Source organism: Nocardioides sp. NPDC051685, assembly GCF_044453405.1.
Lineage (GTDB): Bacteria > Actinomycetota > Actinomycetes > Propionibacteriales > Nocardioidaceae > Nocardioides.
Genome location: NZ_JBITCR010000006.1, coordinates 179,457 through 193,184, shown reverse-complemented (window position 1 = coordinate 193,184; position 13,728 = coordinate 179,457). Strand labels below are relative to the sequence as shown.

Genomic DNA, 13,728 nt, shown 5'->3' with positions numbered 1-13,728 from the left:
TCAGCCGGCGGCCGGGCCGCCGGGCAGCCCGATGCCCTTCCTGGTGACCAGCCGGTTCCAGGTCGCCACCCATTCCTCCCCGAAGGTCTTGGCGACCTCGCCGGTGTAGCTGAAGCTCAGCGTGTCGAGGTCGAGGCCGGCGGCCTCGAGTGACGCGGGCTTGCTGAGGTTGGTGTTGATCGCGTCGCTCCAGGTGGCCAGGCGGTAGGTCGCGGCGGGGTCGGTGAAAGAGCTCTGCCCGGCTCGGTACTCACCGCCGCCGATGATGACGGAGCGGTCGATCTCGTTGCGCGCGGGGACGTAGAGGGAGTTCGGGTCCTCCCACACGGTCGCCCGGTCGCAGCCGTTGGTGGCGTCGGGCGCGTAGTGGGCCGCCTTGCAGTCCTCCCCGGTCGCGGTCACCCGCGGGACGTACCAGTGCTCGATCTCGGGGGACAACATGGGTGTGCCGTCGGAGTAGCGGGCCCTGCCGTCGGTGTAGTGACGGTGCCACCTGGCGACGTCCTCCGCGGAGGCGGAGTACTTCTCCCCCGGCCGGACGTCGAGGAAGGAGTTGTAGCGGCTCTGCACCACCCAGCCGTTGGCCACCGGCAGGCCGCGCTCGCCGTTGCGGTGATAGAGCTGGTCGTGGCCGGTCTGGTCGACGTCGATGAACACGTTGTCCGTCGCCTTGTTGCTGTGGCCTGACTGGAAGAACACACCCGAGTGCGCGTTCTTCACGACGTTGTGGTGGAACCGCATCCCCGAGACGCCGTCGTCCATGTAGAACGCGTCGTTGGAGCCGCCGATGGTGTCGAAGAAGTTGTACGCGACCTCGTTGCCCAGATAGGTGTAATCGCGCCCCGTGTAGACGACACCCTGATCGCCGGCGTTCTTCACCAGGTCGTGGAAGTAGTTGTGGTTGACGCGCATGTCGTTGCCCATGACCTGCACCGCCATGTGGGGCGCGTCGTGGACGTAGTTGTACTCGAAGCTGTTCCCGACGCCGTACAGGTAGCCGGCGGGCGTGTAGGTCGCCAGCCTCGAGAACCTGGCGATCTCGTTGTTGCGGGCCACGTTGTCGCCGCGCTCGAGGGTGCTGCGGTCACCGCCACCGAGCAGGACTCCGCCACCGCCGAGGTCGTGGAGGTAGGAGTTCTGGACGACGTTGTCGCGGCCGCCGCGTACGGTCTCGTAGTCGGGCAGCGCGGTGATGGACTCCGTGGTCTCGCCGATGCGGATCGCGTCCATGCTGACGTTGGAGATGTCGACGCCGTCGATGAGGGTCTTCTCGGCGTCGAGCAGCTGGACAGCGCTGATCAGCGAGTCCGACATCGCCAGCCCTTCGATCCTCACTCCGGTGGTGCCCTCGAGCCGGAAGATGTTGTCGTCGAAGGCCCTCAGGGTCGCGGTCTTGCCCGACATGGTCCCGCCGGCCGGCTTGTAGTAGACGACGTCGTTGCCCGCGTGGCGGTCGATGTAGTACTCACCCTCGACGTCCATCTCGGAGAGGATGTTGATCGCCTTGACCTTGGTGTAGTCGTTGCGGGGCCAGTACATCGAGGGGTACTTGGCGTACATCGTGATGCCGCTCCAGGAGATCAGCCGCACCATGTCGTTGGCGTAGTTGTTGCCGAGGTAGCCCGAGAGCCAGGCCTCGGTCTCGTACGTCGCGTTGTCGATGTCGGGGAGCTCCTGCGGGTCGACCTGGACCGGGATGTGGGAGTAGGCGCCGAAGCCACGGGTGCCGTGGTCGACGATCTCCGGCACCCCCTCAGGAGCCCAGCCCTGATAGCGGTTGCCCTCGAGCAGCCGTCCACCGACCTCGTAGAGGGGAGGCGTCATCTTGCGCATCTCGTCCTGGGACCAGGTGTCGCGGTCCTCGGGTTTCGGGAGCTGCTGCTTCTTGTCCTCGAACTGCGCCCGCGGCGTCGTGCCGCTGATCGCCCAGTCCGGCTCCATCCCGAAGCGGTCGCGCAGCGTCGGCTGGATGAGGTCGTTGGTCGCCGGGACCTTCCACTTGCCGCCGTCGCCGTAGAGGTGGCAGCTGGCGTCCGCCCCGGTGCAGCCCTCCTGGTTGGGGAACTGCGCGAGCGTCTGCGTCCCGCCGTCGACGACGAGCTCGGGAGCGAAGGGCTGCGGCAGCCAGTTGAAGCCGTTCTTGTAGAGCGCGCCGGGGTCGATGCCCTCTGCACCAAGGTCGTAGACCCAGACACCCTCGCGCAGCGCCGGCGAGTCGAGTCGGGTGTTCGAGGAGAACTGCGGCTGGGCGAGCTCATCCTCGGACAGGTCCGCGAGCGGCCGCCAGCCTTGGGCTTTCAGAGCGTGCGCGCCGGTAAGGCGGACCTTCTCCCCCGCCGCGGCGCGGTAGGTGACCCACGAGTGCTCGGGACCGGTCAGTTCGATCGCGTCGTCGAGGACGTACTGACCACCGTGGGCGATCACCGTGCCGCGGTCCTCCGCGGAGGTACGTCCGGCGAGCACGTCGCGGGCCGCCTCCACCGTACGCAGCGGCCGGCTCTTCGTGCCCGGGCCGGCGTCGTCACCGTCCGGAGCGACGTGGACCGTGAGGGTCGCCTCGCCCGCGACGGCGGGGTGTGCGCCGGATACCAGGGCCGTCGAGCCGAGGGCCACCAGGGCCGCGGCCACCACCACGGCCCGGGCGCGGCGTCTCGCGCGAGTCAGCATGTCCAACCTCCTTGAGATATGACGTATGACATGTGCCTAGCATCACATCGGAGACTGCGGCAAGCGTTTTCCAGTCTTTCCGGCGGGCGGCGAGATCAGGGGTCGAGGCCGTAGACCCGCGCGGCCGTCCCGCCCCAGACGTCGGCCCGGCCGGCGTCGTCGAGCCCGGCGAGGGCGGTCTCGGCGAGGCCGATCACCTCGTCGTAGGAGGAGCGCAGCAGGCAGACCGGCCAGTCCGAGCCGACCATGGTGCGCTCGGCACCAAAGACCTCGAGGACGTACGCCGCCCACGGGCGCAGCTCATCGAGCGGCTGCTCGCGCGCGAGCTCGGTGACGAGCCCCGACAGCTTGCAGGCGACCGACCGGTGACGGGCCAGGGCATCGATGTGTCCCGCCCACTCGTCGAACGCACCGGGGTCGATGACCGGCTTGCCGACGTGGTCCAGCACCCACCGACCACCCGGGACCCGCTCGACCGCGGCGACGGCGGCGGGCAGCTGGTGCTGCCGGACCAGGAGGTCGTAGACCAGGCCGGCCTCGGCCACCGCGGCGAGCCCGCGCAGCACGTCGTCACGCAGCAGCCAGCCGGCGTCGGGCTCGGACTGCACCAGGTGGCGGACGCCCACGAGGAGCTCTCCCCCGGGCCCCTCGCGCAACCGAGCGAGCCGGTCGGCGACGTCCGGGGCGGTGAGGTCGACCCAGCCGACGACCCCGAGGATCTCGGGGGTCGCGGCCGCGAGCGCGAGCAGCTCCGGCGTCTCCTCGGCGACCGCCACGGTCTGGACGACGACGGACCCGGCGATCCCGTGGTCGGCCAGGTGCGGCCGGAGGTCGTCGAAGGAGAAGGAGCGCCGGATGGCCGGGAGCTCGCGCGTCCACTCCTGGTCGCGGACCTCGAGGTCCCACACGTGGTGGTGGGCGTCGATGCGGACCACAGGGTCAGTCAAGATGGAAGACCTCGGTCATCGGTGCCCACTGCTCGTCCTCGGCGGCGGTGGGCAGCCGCTCCTGGCACGGCGCGGTGATCTCCCACCACCGCTGGGTGACGTCGTGGGCGGCGATCGCGGCCATGTCGGCCTCGTAGTCGGTCCCGACGTACTCGAAGTAGCTGAAGAGCCAGCCCTCACGCAGGAAGATGGAGTAGTTGCGGATGTTGCTGGCGGTCAGGCGCTCGAGCACCTCGGGCCACACGGCCGCGTGCAGCTCGACGTACTCCGCCTCCTTCTCGGGACGTAGCCGGACCACGGAGCCGTGTCGGGTCATGGTGGTTCCTCTCGGTGCGGGGGGGCGGTCAGAGGTCGTCGACGAGGACGACGTGCAGGGTGCGTGGGCCGTGGACGCCCTCGACACGGTCGAGCTCGATGTCGCTGGTCGCCGACGGGCCGCTGATCCAGGTCTGCGGCCTCGCCGGGTCGAGCCGGCCGATTGCCTGCGGGACACCGGCCACGACGTGGGCGGCCCCGAGCACGCACACGTGCAGGTCCGGGACGAGGGTGAGCGCGCGACGTCCCTGGCCGGGGCCGTGGTCGAGCACGACCGTGCCGGTGGCTGCGATGCCGAGCGCGGCTGCGGACACGACCGCGTCGATCGCGTCTAGCTCGGCGGCCGACTGCCCGGTGTCGTCCACGGATCCGGGGACCGGCCACGGCAGGCCCGGGGGTACGACGACGCTCCGGCCGGCGACCGCCCGCGCCAGCACCTCGGCGACCTCTGCCGCACGGCACCGGGTGACCGTGGCGCGGTAGTCCTCGACCCGCTCCACGAACCGAGCGAGCACCGTCGACCGGTCGAGGTCGTCACCCACACCCCGGTAGCCGCGCGGCACCTCAGCGGTCGGGCGAGGCACCTCGCCGAGCGCCTGCCGGACACGGCCGAGGATCTCCTCACGGGTGCTCATCGGCACCTCCTTCGGTGCGGCGCCACCAGGCGCGGAACGACTCTGCGGGTGGGTCCGGCAGGTCGCGGGCCTGCGTCCAGGGGCGCGCCCCGGCGCGGCGGGCAAGCCGGACGCCGGTGCCGACGAGGCGCTCGGCGAGGCCGAGCCGGCGGTCGGAGGCGAGGGTCGCCCCGGCGGCCTTCATCGCCACCGCCTCCGGCTTGGGTACGCCACCTCGGTGGGCGTCGACGACCTGCGAGCGCAGCTCCACGAGCACCGAAGGGATGTCGATCCGCACCGGGCAAGCCTCGAAGCAGGCGCCGCACAGCGTCGAGGCGTAGGGCAGCGAGTCGGTCTGCTCGTCGTGCCCGACGCCCTTGAGCAGCGGGTTGAGGATGGCGCCGATCGGGCCCGGGTAGACCGAGCCGTACGCATGGCCGCCGGTGCGCTCGTAAACCGGGCAGACGTTGAGGCAGGCCGAGCAGCGGATGCAGCGCAGCGCCTGGCGGCCGACCTCGTCGGCCAGCGCCCGGGTGCGGCCGTTGTCGAGCAGCACCACGTGCACCTCCTGCGGGCCGTCGCCCGGGGTGACGCCGGACCACACCGAGGTGTAGGGATTCATCCGCTCCCCGGTCGCCGAGCGTGGCAGGAGCTGGAGGAACACGTCGAGGTCGTCCCAGGTCGGCACGGTCTTCTCGATCCCGACGACGGAGACGAGCACCTCAGGCAGGGTCAGGCACATCCGGCCGTTGCCCTCCGACTCGACCACGACGAGCGTGCCGGTCTCGGCGACCGCGAAGTTGGCACCGGAGACACCGACCTTGGCGCGCAGGAACTTCTCGCGCAGGTGCAGGCGGGCGGCCTCCGCGAGCCGCGCGGGCTCGTCGGTCAGGTCCTCGGGCGCGGGACGGCCGACCTCGCCCATCGCGGAGGCGAAGATCTCGCGGATCTCGGCACGGTTGCGGTGGATCGCCGGCACGAGAATGTGCGATGGCAGGTCGTCGCCGAGCTGCACGATCAGCTCGGCCAGGTCGGTCTCCCACGCATCGATGCCGCGAGCGGCCAAGGCCTCGTTGAGGCCGATCTCCTGGGTCGCCATCGACTTCACCTTCACCACCTCGGTGGCGTCGTGCGCCGCTGCGATGTCGCCGACGATGCGGCATGCCTCCGCGGCGTCGCTCGCCCAGTGGACGGTCGCCCCAGCCTTCGTGAGCGTCTCCTCGAGACGTACCAGGTGCTCGTCGAGGTGCAGCAGCACGTTCTCCTTGATCGCCGCGCCGGCCAGGCGCAGCTCTTCCCACTCCTCGACCTCGCCGACGACGGCGGCGCGCTTGGCCCGGATGGTGCCGGTGGCGTGCGCGAGGTTGCGGCGCAGCTGGGAGTTGCCGACCGCCTCGCGCGCGGCCTTCGGGAACACCGGCATCCCGACGAACGTGCCGCTCATGAGGCACCCACCCGGGTGGCCGCCGGCTCGGTCGGGGCGAGCACGTCGGCCAGGTGCATGACGCGTACGCCGGCGCGCTGCCGCGAGAGCAGGCCGCCGACGTGGGTCAGGCACGAGCGGTCACCGGCGACGAGCACCTCGGCCCCGGTCTCGCGTACGTGACGGGCCTTGTCTGAGCCCATGGCCACCGAGGTGTCGGAGTTCTTCATAGCGAAGGTGCCTCCGAACCCGCAGCACTCGGTCGCGCCCGGCAGGTCCACCAGGTCGATCCCGCGGACGTTACGGAGCAGCCGCAGGGGCCGGTCGCCGACCCCGAGCATCCGCAGCGAGTGGCAGGTCGGGTGGTACGTCACCCGGTGCGGGAAGTAGGCGCCGACCTCCTCGACGCCGAGCACGTCCACGAGGAACTCGCTGAGCTCGTAGACACGCTGCGACACCTCACGCGCGGCCGCCCGCAGGCCCTCGTCGCCGCTGCGGCGCGCCACCAGGTCGTGCTGGTGTCGGGCCGAGCCGGCGCACGAGCCCGAGGGTGTCACGACGGCGTCGTACCCCTCGAAGGCGCGGACGAAGGAACGGAGCACGGGCACCGCCTCGTCGACGTAGCCGGTGTTGACCATCGGCTGGCCGCAGCAGGTCTGGGCCTGAGGGAAGTCCACCTCGACGCCCAGCCTGCGAAGCAGCCGGACCACGTTGCGCCCGGTGTCGGGGAAGAGGGCATCGTTGATACAGGTGACCATCAGAGCTACACGCACGACGGCACCAGCCCCTCCTCGGCCAGGTCGGCCCACAGCGCCTCGGGCACCGTGGCCGCCAGACGCTCGAGGTTCTGCCTCACCTGCTCGGGCCGGCCCGCGCCCGCCACGACCGAGACGACCCGCGGGTCCTGCAGCGGGTAGTGCAGCGCGGCCGTGGCGATCTCCACGCCGTGCGCCTCGCACACCTCGCCGATCCTCAGCGCGCGTTCGAGGATGTCCTCGGGCACCTCGCCGTAGTTGTACATGGCGCCCCTGCGCGGGGTGGTGGCCAGCAGGCCGCTGGCGAAGACGGCCGCCGCGACGATCCTGGTGCCGTGCCGGTCGCACGCCTCGAGCACGCCGTCGGCGACGGACTGGTCGAGAAGCGTGTAGCGGTTGGCGACCATGATCACGTCGGCCAGGCCGGTCTCGACCGTCGCGGTGAGCGCCGCGACCGACAGCGACCCGGTCCCGATCGCGCCGACCAGACCCTCCTCCCGGAGCTTCGCCAGACCGACGAGTGCGGTCTGGACGGCCGCGGGATCGTTCGCGAACTCGGGGTCGTGCACGTAGAGGATGTCGACCCGGTCGAGGCCGAGGCGGACCAGCGACTCCTCCAGGCTGCGGCGTACGCCGTCGACGGAGTAGTCCAGGACCCGGTGCGTACGTGCCGGGACCGCGAAGCCCATGTCGTCCTCGGACTGCCCGTCCCAGGACGGGTTGGGCCGCACGAGCCTGCCCACCTTGGTCGAGACGACGAACTCCGAGCGCGGACGCGTGGCCAGGAACCGCCCGATCCTCTCCTCCGACAGCCCCAGCCCGTAGTGGGGCGCGGTGTCGAAGTGACGTACGCCTGCTTGCCAGGCCGCGTCGAGCGTGGCGTGGCAGTCCTCGTCGGTGCGCGGCCGGAACAGGTTGCCCATCGGCGCACAACCGAGTCCGAACAGCGGGATCTCCATCCGCCCTCCTCAACCTCTGACTCCACGGTCGTCCGACCGCCACGTCGAGGCTAGACATCTGATGTTTGGGCTGTCAATATGCATTGAGTGCCCTATTCGGCGCTCTCAGACCACCATAGATCCGATTAATCAACGTTGGAGGCCACACCATGAAGTTCGCCCGCCTGGGACCCGTAGGTGAGGAGCTGCCCGTCCTCGTGCTCGAGGACGAGGTGCGCAGCCTGGCCGGCCTCACCGACGACATCGACGGGGCCTTCTGGGCCTCCGACGGACCGGCACGAGCCGCCGCCGCCCTTGCCGCGGGCGACCTCCCCCTCGTCGAAGGAGCCGACACGCTCCGCGTCGGCGCCCCGATCACCCAGCCCGGCGCCATCGTCTGCATCGGCATGAACTACGCCGCACACGCCGCCGAGTCCGGCGCGGAGCCGCCCGCCGTGCCGGTCATCTTCTTCAAGGCCCCCAACACGATCGCCGGGCCGAACGACACCGTCACCGTCCCCCGCAACAGCACCAAGACCGACTGGGAGGTCGAGCTCGGCGTGGTGATCGGGAAGCGCGCGTCCTACCTCGACTCCCCCGCCCAGAGCCTGGAGCACGTGGCGGGCTTCGTGGTCGCCAACGACCTCTCCGAGCGCGAGTTCCAGCTCGAGATCTCCGGCGGCCAGTGGAGCAAGGGCAAGATCGCCCCCGGCTTCAGCCCGGTCGGCCCCTGGGTCGTGACTCCCGACGAGGTCGAGCACCAGAAGCTCGGCATGCGGTCGTTCGTCAACGGCGAGCCCCGCCAGGACTCGGTCACCACCGACCAGATCTTCGACGTCGCGACGGTGATCCACCACCTCAGCCAGTTCATGGTCCTGGACCCGGGCGACCTGATCATGACCGGCACCCCGGAGGGCGTCGCGCTCTCCGGTCGCTTCCCCTACCTCCAGCCCGGCGACGTCGTCGAGATCGAGATCGACGGACTCGGCCGCCAGCGCCAGGAGTACGTCGCCTTCGGGAGCCAGGCATGAGCGAGCGCCAGCGAGCGACCATAGACCTCAGGTCGCCGCATCCGTACGATTGCGCTTGCGCTACGGAGGCGGCGGCATGAGCGCCGCGGGGACGCGCGAGCTCGACGGGCTCGTCGCCCTCGTCACCGGCGGCGCCTCCGGCATCGGCGCTGCCATCGTCGAGGTCCTGCTGGAGCGGGGAGCCCAGGTCGCGGCCCTCGACCTCGACCCCGAGGGCATCCACCCCAAGGCCCTCGGCATCCGCGCCGACGTCACCGACGACGCGAGCATCAGGGCCGCGGTGGAGCAGACGGTCGCCGACCTCGGCCGGCTCGACATCGTGGTCAACAACGCCGGCATCGGCGCCCAGGGCACCGTCGAGGACAACCCCGACGAGCAGTGGCACGCGGTCTTCGACGTCAACGTCCTCGGTGCCGTACGAGTCTCACGAGCCGCGCTCCCGCACCTTCGGCGCTCCCCCGCTGCGGCGATCGTGAACGTGGCCTCGGTGGCCGCGACCACGGGCATCCAGCAACGAGCCGTCTACTCCGCGAGCAAGGGTGCGGTCCAGTCCCTGACGCAGGCCATGGCCGCCGACCACCTCCGGGAGGGCATCCGGGTGAACTGCGTGAACCCCGGGACCGCCGCCACCCCCTGGGTTCAGCGCCTGCTCGACTCGGCCGACGACCCCGAGGCCGAGCGTGCCGCCCTGGACGCGCGGCAGCCGCACGGCCGGCTGGTCAGCGCGGACGAGGTCGCCCTCGCGGTCGCGTACCTGGCCAGCCCCTCGTCGGGCTCGACCGCCGGAGTGGCCCTCGCTGTCGACGGCGGCATGGCAACGTTACGGTTGCGACCGACCGAGTGAGAGGACCAGGATCCCGATGGCGCTGACCGACGAGGCGATCGAGAAGATCAAGGAGATGATCCTCGACGGCAGCCTGAAGCCCGGCGACCGTCTCCCCCGCGAGGCCGACCTGTCGGTCCAGCTCGGCATCTCCCGCAGCTCCCTGCGAGAGGCGGTGCGCGCGCTCTCGATGATGCGCATCCTCGACGTACGCCAGGGCGACGGCACCTACGTCACCAGCCTGACACCGGAGATCCTGCTGGAGACGATGGGCTTCGTCATCGACTTCCACCAGGACTCCAGTGTCCTCGACCTCTTCGAGGTACGCCGGGCGCTGGAGCCGCTGGCCGCCGAGAAGGCGGCCATGCAGATGTCACCGGAGGAGTCCGCCGACCTGCTCGCGCTGGTCGACTCGGTCAACCCGGAAACGTCGTTGGAGGAGGTCGTCGCCAACGACCTGGAGTTCCACCACCGGATCGCCCAGGCCTCCGGCAACACCGTGCTCTGCTCGTTCATCGACGGGGTCGCCAACCGCACCCAGCGAGCACGGATCTGGCGTGGCGTGACCCAGCAGGACTCCTTCGACCAGACGCAGCGCGAGCACCGCGGCATCGCCCTGGCCATCGCGGACCGACAGCCGAGCATCGCTGCCGCACTGTCGCTGGCCCACGTCGCGGGCATCGAGAACTGGATCCGCCGCAGCCTCGCCGAGGACCGGGAGAAGGAGGAGTGAGCGTGCCGAACCAGGGGCGGCTGCACGTCAGCTTCCGGCCCAGCGACCGCGCCCGGCAGGCTCTGGACGCGCTGCCGGGACCGGTGACCTGCGCCGCGGATCCTGCCGGACAGGCCCGCGCGGAGCTGCTCACGGACGTACACGGGGCCGCCGCGCTGGTCTGCCTGCTGACCGACCGCGTCGATGCCGAACTGCTCGACGCCGCCGGTCCGTCGCTGCGCGTCGTCGCCAACATGGCGGTCGGCCACGACAACATCGACGTCGCCGCCTGCGCCGCTCGCGGCATCACCGTGACCAACACCCCTGGGGTGCTCGACGAGGCGACCGCCGATCTCGCCTTCGCGCTACTGCTCGCGGCCTCCCGTCGGGTGGTGGAGGCCGACGCGTTCGTACGCAGCGGCGAACCCTGGTCCTGGCGGCCGGACCTCTTCGTGGGCCTCGACGTGAGCAGCGGAGCGACCCTGGGCATCGTCGGCCTGGGCCGGATCGGGCTGGCGATGGCTCGGCGCGCCCGCGCGTTCGACATGCGCATCGTCGCGACCCCGTCCCGCTCCGCCGGCGACGAGGCCGCACGCCTCGGCATCGAGACCCTGCCGCTGCCCGACCTGCTGGTCGCCTCCGACGTCGTGTCGCTGCACTGCCCGCTGACCCCGGACACGCGACACCTGATCGGCGCCGAGGAGCTCCGGGCGATGGGGCCGGGCTCGGTCCTCGTCAACACCGCTCGCGGCCCCATCGTCGACGAGGCGGCACTGGCGGCCGCGCTTGCCGACGGCACCATCGGCGCAGCCGGGCTCGACGTCTTCGAGAACGAGCCGGCCGTCCACCCCGGTCTGCTGACGCTCCCCAACGTCGTCCTGCTGCCCCACATCGGCAGCGCCGGCCGGGCCACCCGCGACCGGATGGCCATGCTCGCGATCGACAACGCCCGCGCCGTGCTCGCCGGCGAGCCCGCGCCGACCCCGGTCCACCCGTAGGCAGACTCGGGTCAACCGCGGCCGGTCCGAGATCGTCCTACCGCGGAACCACGGTGTAGGTGCTGCCTCGCCGGGTGTCGAGCTCGACGACGTTCTCCTCCGGTCGGGAGACGTCCGTCCCGGCCACCTGGACCGGCTGCTGCGTACGCAGCCGGAGGCGGTTGCCGAGCAGCGACCGGATCCGGGCCACCTCGACCTTGCCGTCGACCCAGCTCAGGTCGACCTCGAATCCACCACGGGCACGCAGCCCGCGGACCTTGCCTTCCGGCCATGCCGCCGGCAGCGCCGGAAGGAGGAAGAGCTCGCCGGAGTGGCTCTGCATGATCATCTCCGTGATCCCGGAGACGGCGCCGAAGTTGCCGTCGATCTGGAAGGGCGGGTGCAGGTCGAAGAGGTTGGGCGCCGTCCGCGAGGGATGGAGCATGTGCTGGACATGGAGGTAGGCGTTCTCGGCCTCCAGCAGGCGGGCGCGGATGTTCATCTTCCAGGCCAGCGACCAGCCCGTGGTGATCGCCGGACCGCGCAGCTCGAGCGCCTTGCGGGCCGCGTCGGCCAGCTCCGGCGTACGCAGCGGGCTGATCTGGTCCGAGGGGAAGACGCCCCACAGGTGGGAGACGTGGCGGCTCCGCTCGAGGGCGGCGTCCTCCCAGTCGATCAGCCACTCCTGCAGCTGGCCCAGATAGCCGATCTGGTTGGGCGGCAGCTGGTCCCGCATCGCCACGGCCTTCTCGACGAGCGGGTCGTGCTTGCCGAGCGCGGCGGCGGCCTTCTCGAACGCGGTGAACAGGTCGCGCAGGATCTGGCAGTCCATCGTCGGGCCGGCGCAGATGCTGACCCCCTCGTCGTCCTGCTCGTGGTGCTTGACCTCGGGCGAGTGCGACGGGCAGGTGACCATGTAGCCGGACTGCTCGTCGCGCACCATCGTCTCGAGGAAGAACTCGACGGCTCCACGCAGGGTCGGGAAGTGCTCGGCGAGGTTCTCCTTGTCGCCGGTGTACTCGTAGCGCTCCCAGAACAGCAGCGAGAGCCAGGCGCCTCCCATCGGCCAGACTCCGTAGTAGGCGAAGTCGACCGGTGCAGTTCCCCGCCAGCCGTCCGTGTTGTGGTGGGCGACCCAGCCCTTGTCCGACCCCCACATCTGCTTGGCGGTCTTCCGCCCGACCTCCGCGAGCTCCTCGGTCATCGCGAACATCGGGTCCCAGCACTCGGCGAGGTTGGCCGAGCCGGCGGGCCAGTAGTTCATCTGCGCGTTGATGTTGAGGGTGTACTTCGACTGCCACTCGGGCTGCATCTTGTAGTTCCACAGGCCCTGCAGGTTGGCCGGCTGCCCGGGGGTCCGGGACGACGAGATGAGCAGGTAGCGCCCGAACTGGAACCACAGCGCCGCCAGCTGCGGATCGCCGCCGGCACGGAACGCGGCCACTCGCTCGTCGGTCGGCTTCTCGATCGCGGCGGAGGTGCCCAGGTCGATGTCGACGCGGCCGAAGAGCGACTGGTAGTCCCGCACGTGCGCCGAGCGCAGCTGCCCGTACCCGCGCCCGGTCGCTGCCTCCAGCGGCTTCGTCGCTCGCCCGATGTGGTCGGCGTTCACGTCGGCGTAGTTGCGGTAGCTGGTCGCCATCGATACCAGCAGCGTCACCGACGTGGCGTTGCGAACCCGGAGGAGGTCCCCCTGGCACTGGACCGTCCCGCCCTCGGTCTCGGCCCGGACCAGGCTCACGAAGCGTACGGCGCCCTCCATCCCCTCCGTGGGGCCGCTGATGCCCTCCAGCGCGAGCGTCCGCGCGTCGTGAGGACGTACGTCGCTCTGCTGCGGGGACTCGAAGGTGGCGTTGAACGAGACCTTCTCGGCCTGGTCCGCGGTGAGGTGGACGACCATCACCTGGTCGGCGTGGCTGACGAACGACTCCCGGCGGTAGCGCACGCCGCCGACCTCGAACTCCGAGGTCGCGATCGCCGACCGCAGGTCGAGCGAGCGTCGGTACGTCGTGGGCTCACCATCGATGCCCAGGAACTCGAGCAGCAGGTCGCCCACCGGCTGGTAGAAGGCCTGCTCGCTGGGCCGCCCGAGGAACTCCTGGTCGGCCAGGCGCTGGGCCCCGACCCAGTTCTCCTCGAAGATCATCCGGCGGATCTCGGGGAGCACCTCCGCCCCGCGGGGCGGGTCGTAGTTGTGCGGATGGCCCGCCCAGACCGAGTCCTCGTTGAGCATCAGCTTCTCGCTGGCCACACCGCCGAAGACCATCGCGCCCATCCGGCCGTTGCCGATCGCCAGCGCCTGGAGCCACTCCGCGGCCGGCTGGCGGTACCAGAGCTCCAGCGGGTTGGTCTCCGGCTCATCGGCGGCGGCTGCGGCCGCCTCGGTGACGACCGGCTGCACCAGGGCCCCGCCCGCCAGCGCCGAAGCGGCCTGCAGCACCCGTCGTCTCGTGAAGTCCACCATCAGCTTCCTCCTGACTCACGCCCCAGAGGTGGGGCAAACATCGGTTGTTTCAATGTAATAGA

12 protein-coding genes are annotated in these 13,728 nt (G+C 70.7%); 4 read left to right on the top strand and 8 right to left on the bottom strand.

Going from position 1 to position 13,728, the window contains the following annotated elements; genetic code table 11:
• From ACIA03_RS18940 to ACIA03_RS18910, 7 genes are all read right to left on the bottom strand, one after another.
• Positions 1 to 2,667 carry a right-handed parallel beta-helix repeat-containing protein gene (locus tag ACIA03_RS18940; protein ID WP_396985276.1) on the bottom strand — a complete coding sequence of 889 codons (2,667 nt, stop codon included), beginning with the start codon at positions 2,665 to 2,667 and terminating at the stop codon, positions 1 to 3.
• A gap of 95 nt (positions 2,668 to 2,762) precedes the next feature.
• Positions 2,763 to 3,614: an amidohydrolase family protein gene (locus ACIA03_RS18935; RefSeq protein WP_396985274.1), complete on the bottom strand. Its 852-nt coding sequence runs from the start codon at positions 3,612 to 3,614 to the stop codon at positions 2,763 to 2,765.
• Complete coding sequence (locus ACIA03_RS18930) at positions 3,607 to 3,930, bottom strand: L-rhamnose mutarotase (protein WP_396985272.1); 324 nt, start codon at positions 3,928 to 3,930, stop codon at positions 3,607 to 3,609. The genes ACIA03_RS18935 and ACIA03_RS18930 overlap by 8 nt, the downstream gene beginning before the upstream one ends.
• A 28-nt stretch (positions 3,931 to 3,958) precedes the next feature.
• The gene (locus ACIA03_RS18925; RefSeq protein WP_396985270.1) at positions 3,959 to 4,564 is read right to left on the bottom strand and encodes a lactate utilization protein C; all 606 of its coding nucleotides are present in this window, start codon (positions 4,562 to 4,564) and stop codon (positions 3,959 to 3,961) included.
• Positions 4,551 to 5,987 carry a LutB/LldF family L-lactate oxidation iron-sulfur protein gene (locus tag ACIA03_RS18920; RefSeq protein WP_396985268.1) on the bottom strand — a complete coding sequence of 479 codons (1,437 nt, stop codon included), beginning with the start codon at positions 5,985 to 5,987 and terminating at the stop codon, positions 4,551 to 4,553. The genes ACIA03_RS18925 and ACIA03_RS18920 overlap by 14 nt, the downstream gene beginning before the upstream one ends.
• Complete coding sequence (locus ACIA03_RS18915) at positions 5,984 to 6,739, bottom strand: (Fe-S)-binding protein (RefSeq protein ID WP_396985266.1); 756 nt, start codon at positions 6,737 to 6,739, stop codon at positions 5,984 to 5,986. Before ACIA03_RS18915 ends, ACIA03_RS18920 begins: the two co-directional genes overlap by 4 nt.
• A complete protein-coding gene (locus tag ACIA03_RS18910; protein ID WP_396985264.1) occupies positions 6,730 to 7,680 on the bottom strand; it encodes an aldo/keto reductase in 951 nt (316 codons plus the stop codon). Before ACIA03_RS18910 ends, ACIA03_RS18915 begins: the two co-directional genes overlap by 10 nt.
• Positions 7,681 to 7,829: 149 nt before the next feature.
• On the opposite strand from ACIA03_RS18910, the gene ACIA03_RS18905 reads away from it, so the two are divergent.
• The 4 genes from ACIA03_RS18905 to ACIA03_RS18890 all read left to right on the top strand — a co-directional run bounded on the left by ACIA03_RS18905 (position 7,830) and on the right by ACIA03_RS18890 (position 11,223).
• Positions 7,830 to 8,690, top strand: coding sequence for a fumarylacetoacetate hydrolase family protein (locus tag ACIA03_RS18905; protein ID WP_396985262.1), 861 nt, complete (start codon positions 7,830 to 7,832; stop codon positions 8,688 to 8,690).
• A 76-nt stretch (positions 8,691 to 8,766) separates the two neighbouring features.
• Complete coding sequence (locus ACIA03_RS18900; protein WP_396985260.1) at positions 8,767 to 9,534, top strand: SDR family NAD(P)-dependent oxidoreductase; 768 nt, start codon at positions 8,767 to 8,769, stop codon at positions 9,532 to 9,534.
• A gap of 16 nt (positions 9,535 to 9,550) precedes the next feature.
• Positions 9,551 to 10,246, top strand: a complete 696-nt coding sequence (locus tag ACIA03_RS18895; RefSeq protein WP_396985258.1) for a FadR/GntR family transcriptional regulator — start codon at positions 9,551 to 9,553, stop codon at positions 10,244 to 10,246.
• A gap of 2 nt (positions 10,247 to 10,248) precedes the next feature.
• Positions 10,249 to 11,223, top strand: coding sequence for a 2-hydroxyacid dehydrogenase (locus ACIA03_RS18890; protein WP_396985256.1), 975 nt, complete (start codon positions 10,249 to 10,251; stop codon positions 11,221 to 11,223).
• Between the two features lie 37 nt (positions 11,224 to 11,260).
• On the opposite strand, the gene ACIA03_RS18885 is transcribed toward ACIA03_RS18890, so the two are convergent.
• Positions 11,261 to 13,666, bottom strand: a complete 2,406-nt coding sequence (locus tag ACIA03_RS18885; protein WP_396985254.1) for a glycosyl hydrolase family 95 catalytic domain-containing protein — start codon at positions 13,664 to 13,666, stop codon at positions 11,261 to 11,263.
• Positions 13,667 to 13,728: the final 62 nt, after the last annotated feature.

Coding starts and splice junctions, on each gene's coding strand:
- ACIA03_RS18940 (WP_396985276.1), bottom strand. CDS start 2,667: ATGCTGACTCGCGCGAGACGCCGCGCCCGGGCCGTGGTGGTGGCCGCG.
- ACIA03_RS18930 (WP_396985272.1), bottom strand. CDS start 3,930: ATGACCCGACACGGCTCCGTGGTCCGGCTACGTCCCGAGAAGGAGGCG.
- ACIA03_RS18925 (WP_396985270.1), bottom strand. CDS start 4,564: ATGAGCACCCGTGAGGAGATCCTCGGCCGTGTCCGGCAGGCGCTCGGC.
- ACIA03_RS18920 (WP_396985268.1), bottom strand. CDS start 5,987: ATGAGCGGCACGTTCGTCGGGATGCCGGTGTTCCCGAAGGCCGCGCGC.
- ACIA03_RS18910 (WP_396985264.1), bottom strand. CDS start 7,680: ATGGAGATCCCGCTGTTCGGACTCGGTTGTGCGCCGATGGGCAACCTG.
- ACIA03_RS18905 (WP_396985262.1), top strand. CDS start 7,830: ATGAAGTTCGCCCGCCTGGGACCCGTAGGTGAGGAGCTGCCCGTCCTC.
- ACIA03_RS18900 (WP_396985260.1), top strand. CDS start 8,767: ATGAGCGCCGCGGGGACGCGCGAGCTCGACGGGCTCGTCGCCCTCGTC.
- ACIA03_RS18895 (WP_396985258.1), top strand. CDS start 9,551: ATGGCGCTGACCGACGAGGCGATCGAGAAGATCAAGGAGATGATCCTC.
- ACIA03_RS18885 (WP_396985254.1), bottom strand. CDS start 13,666: ATGGTGGACTTCACGAGACGACGGGTGCTGCAGGCCGCTTCGGCGCTG.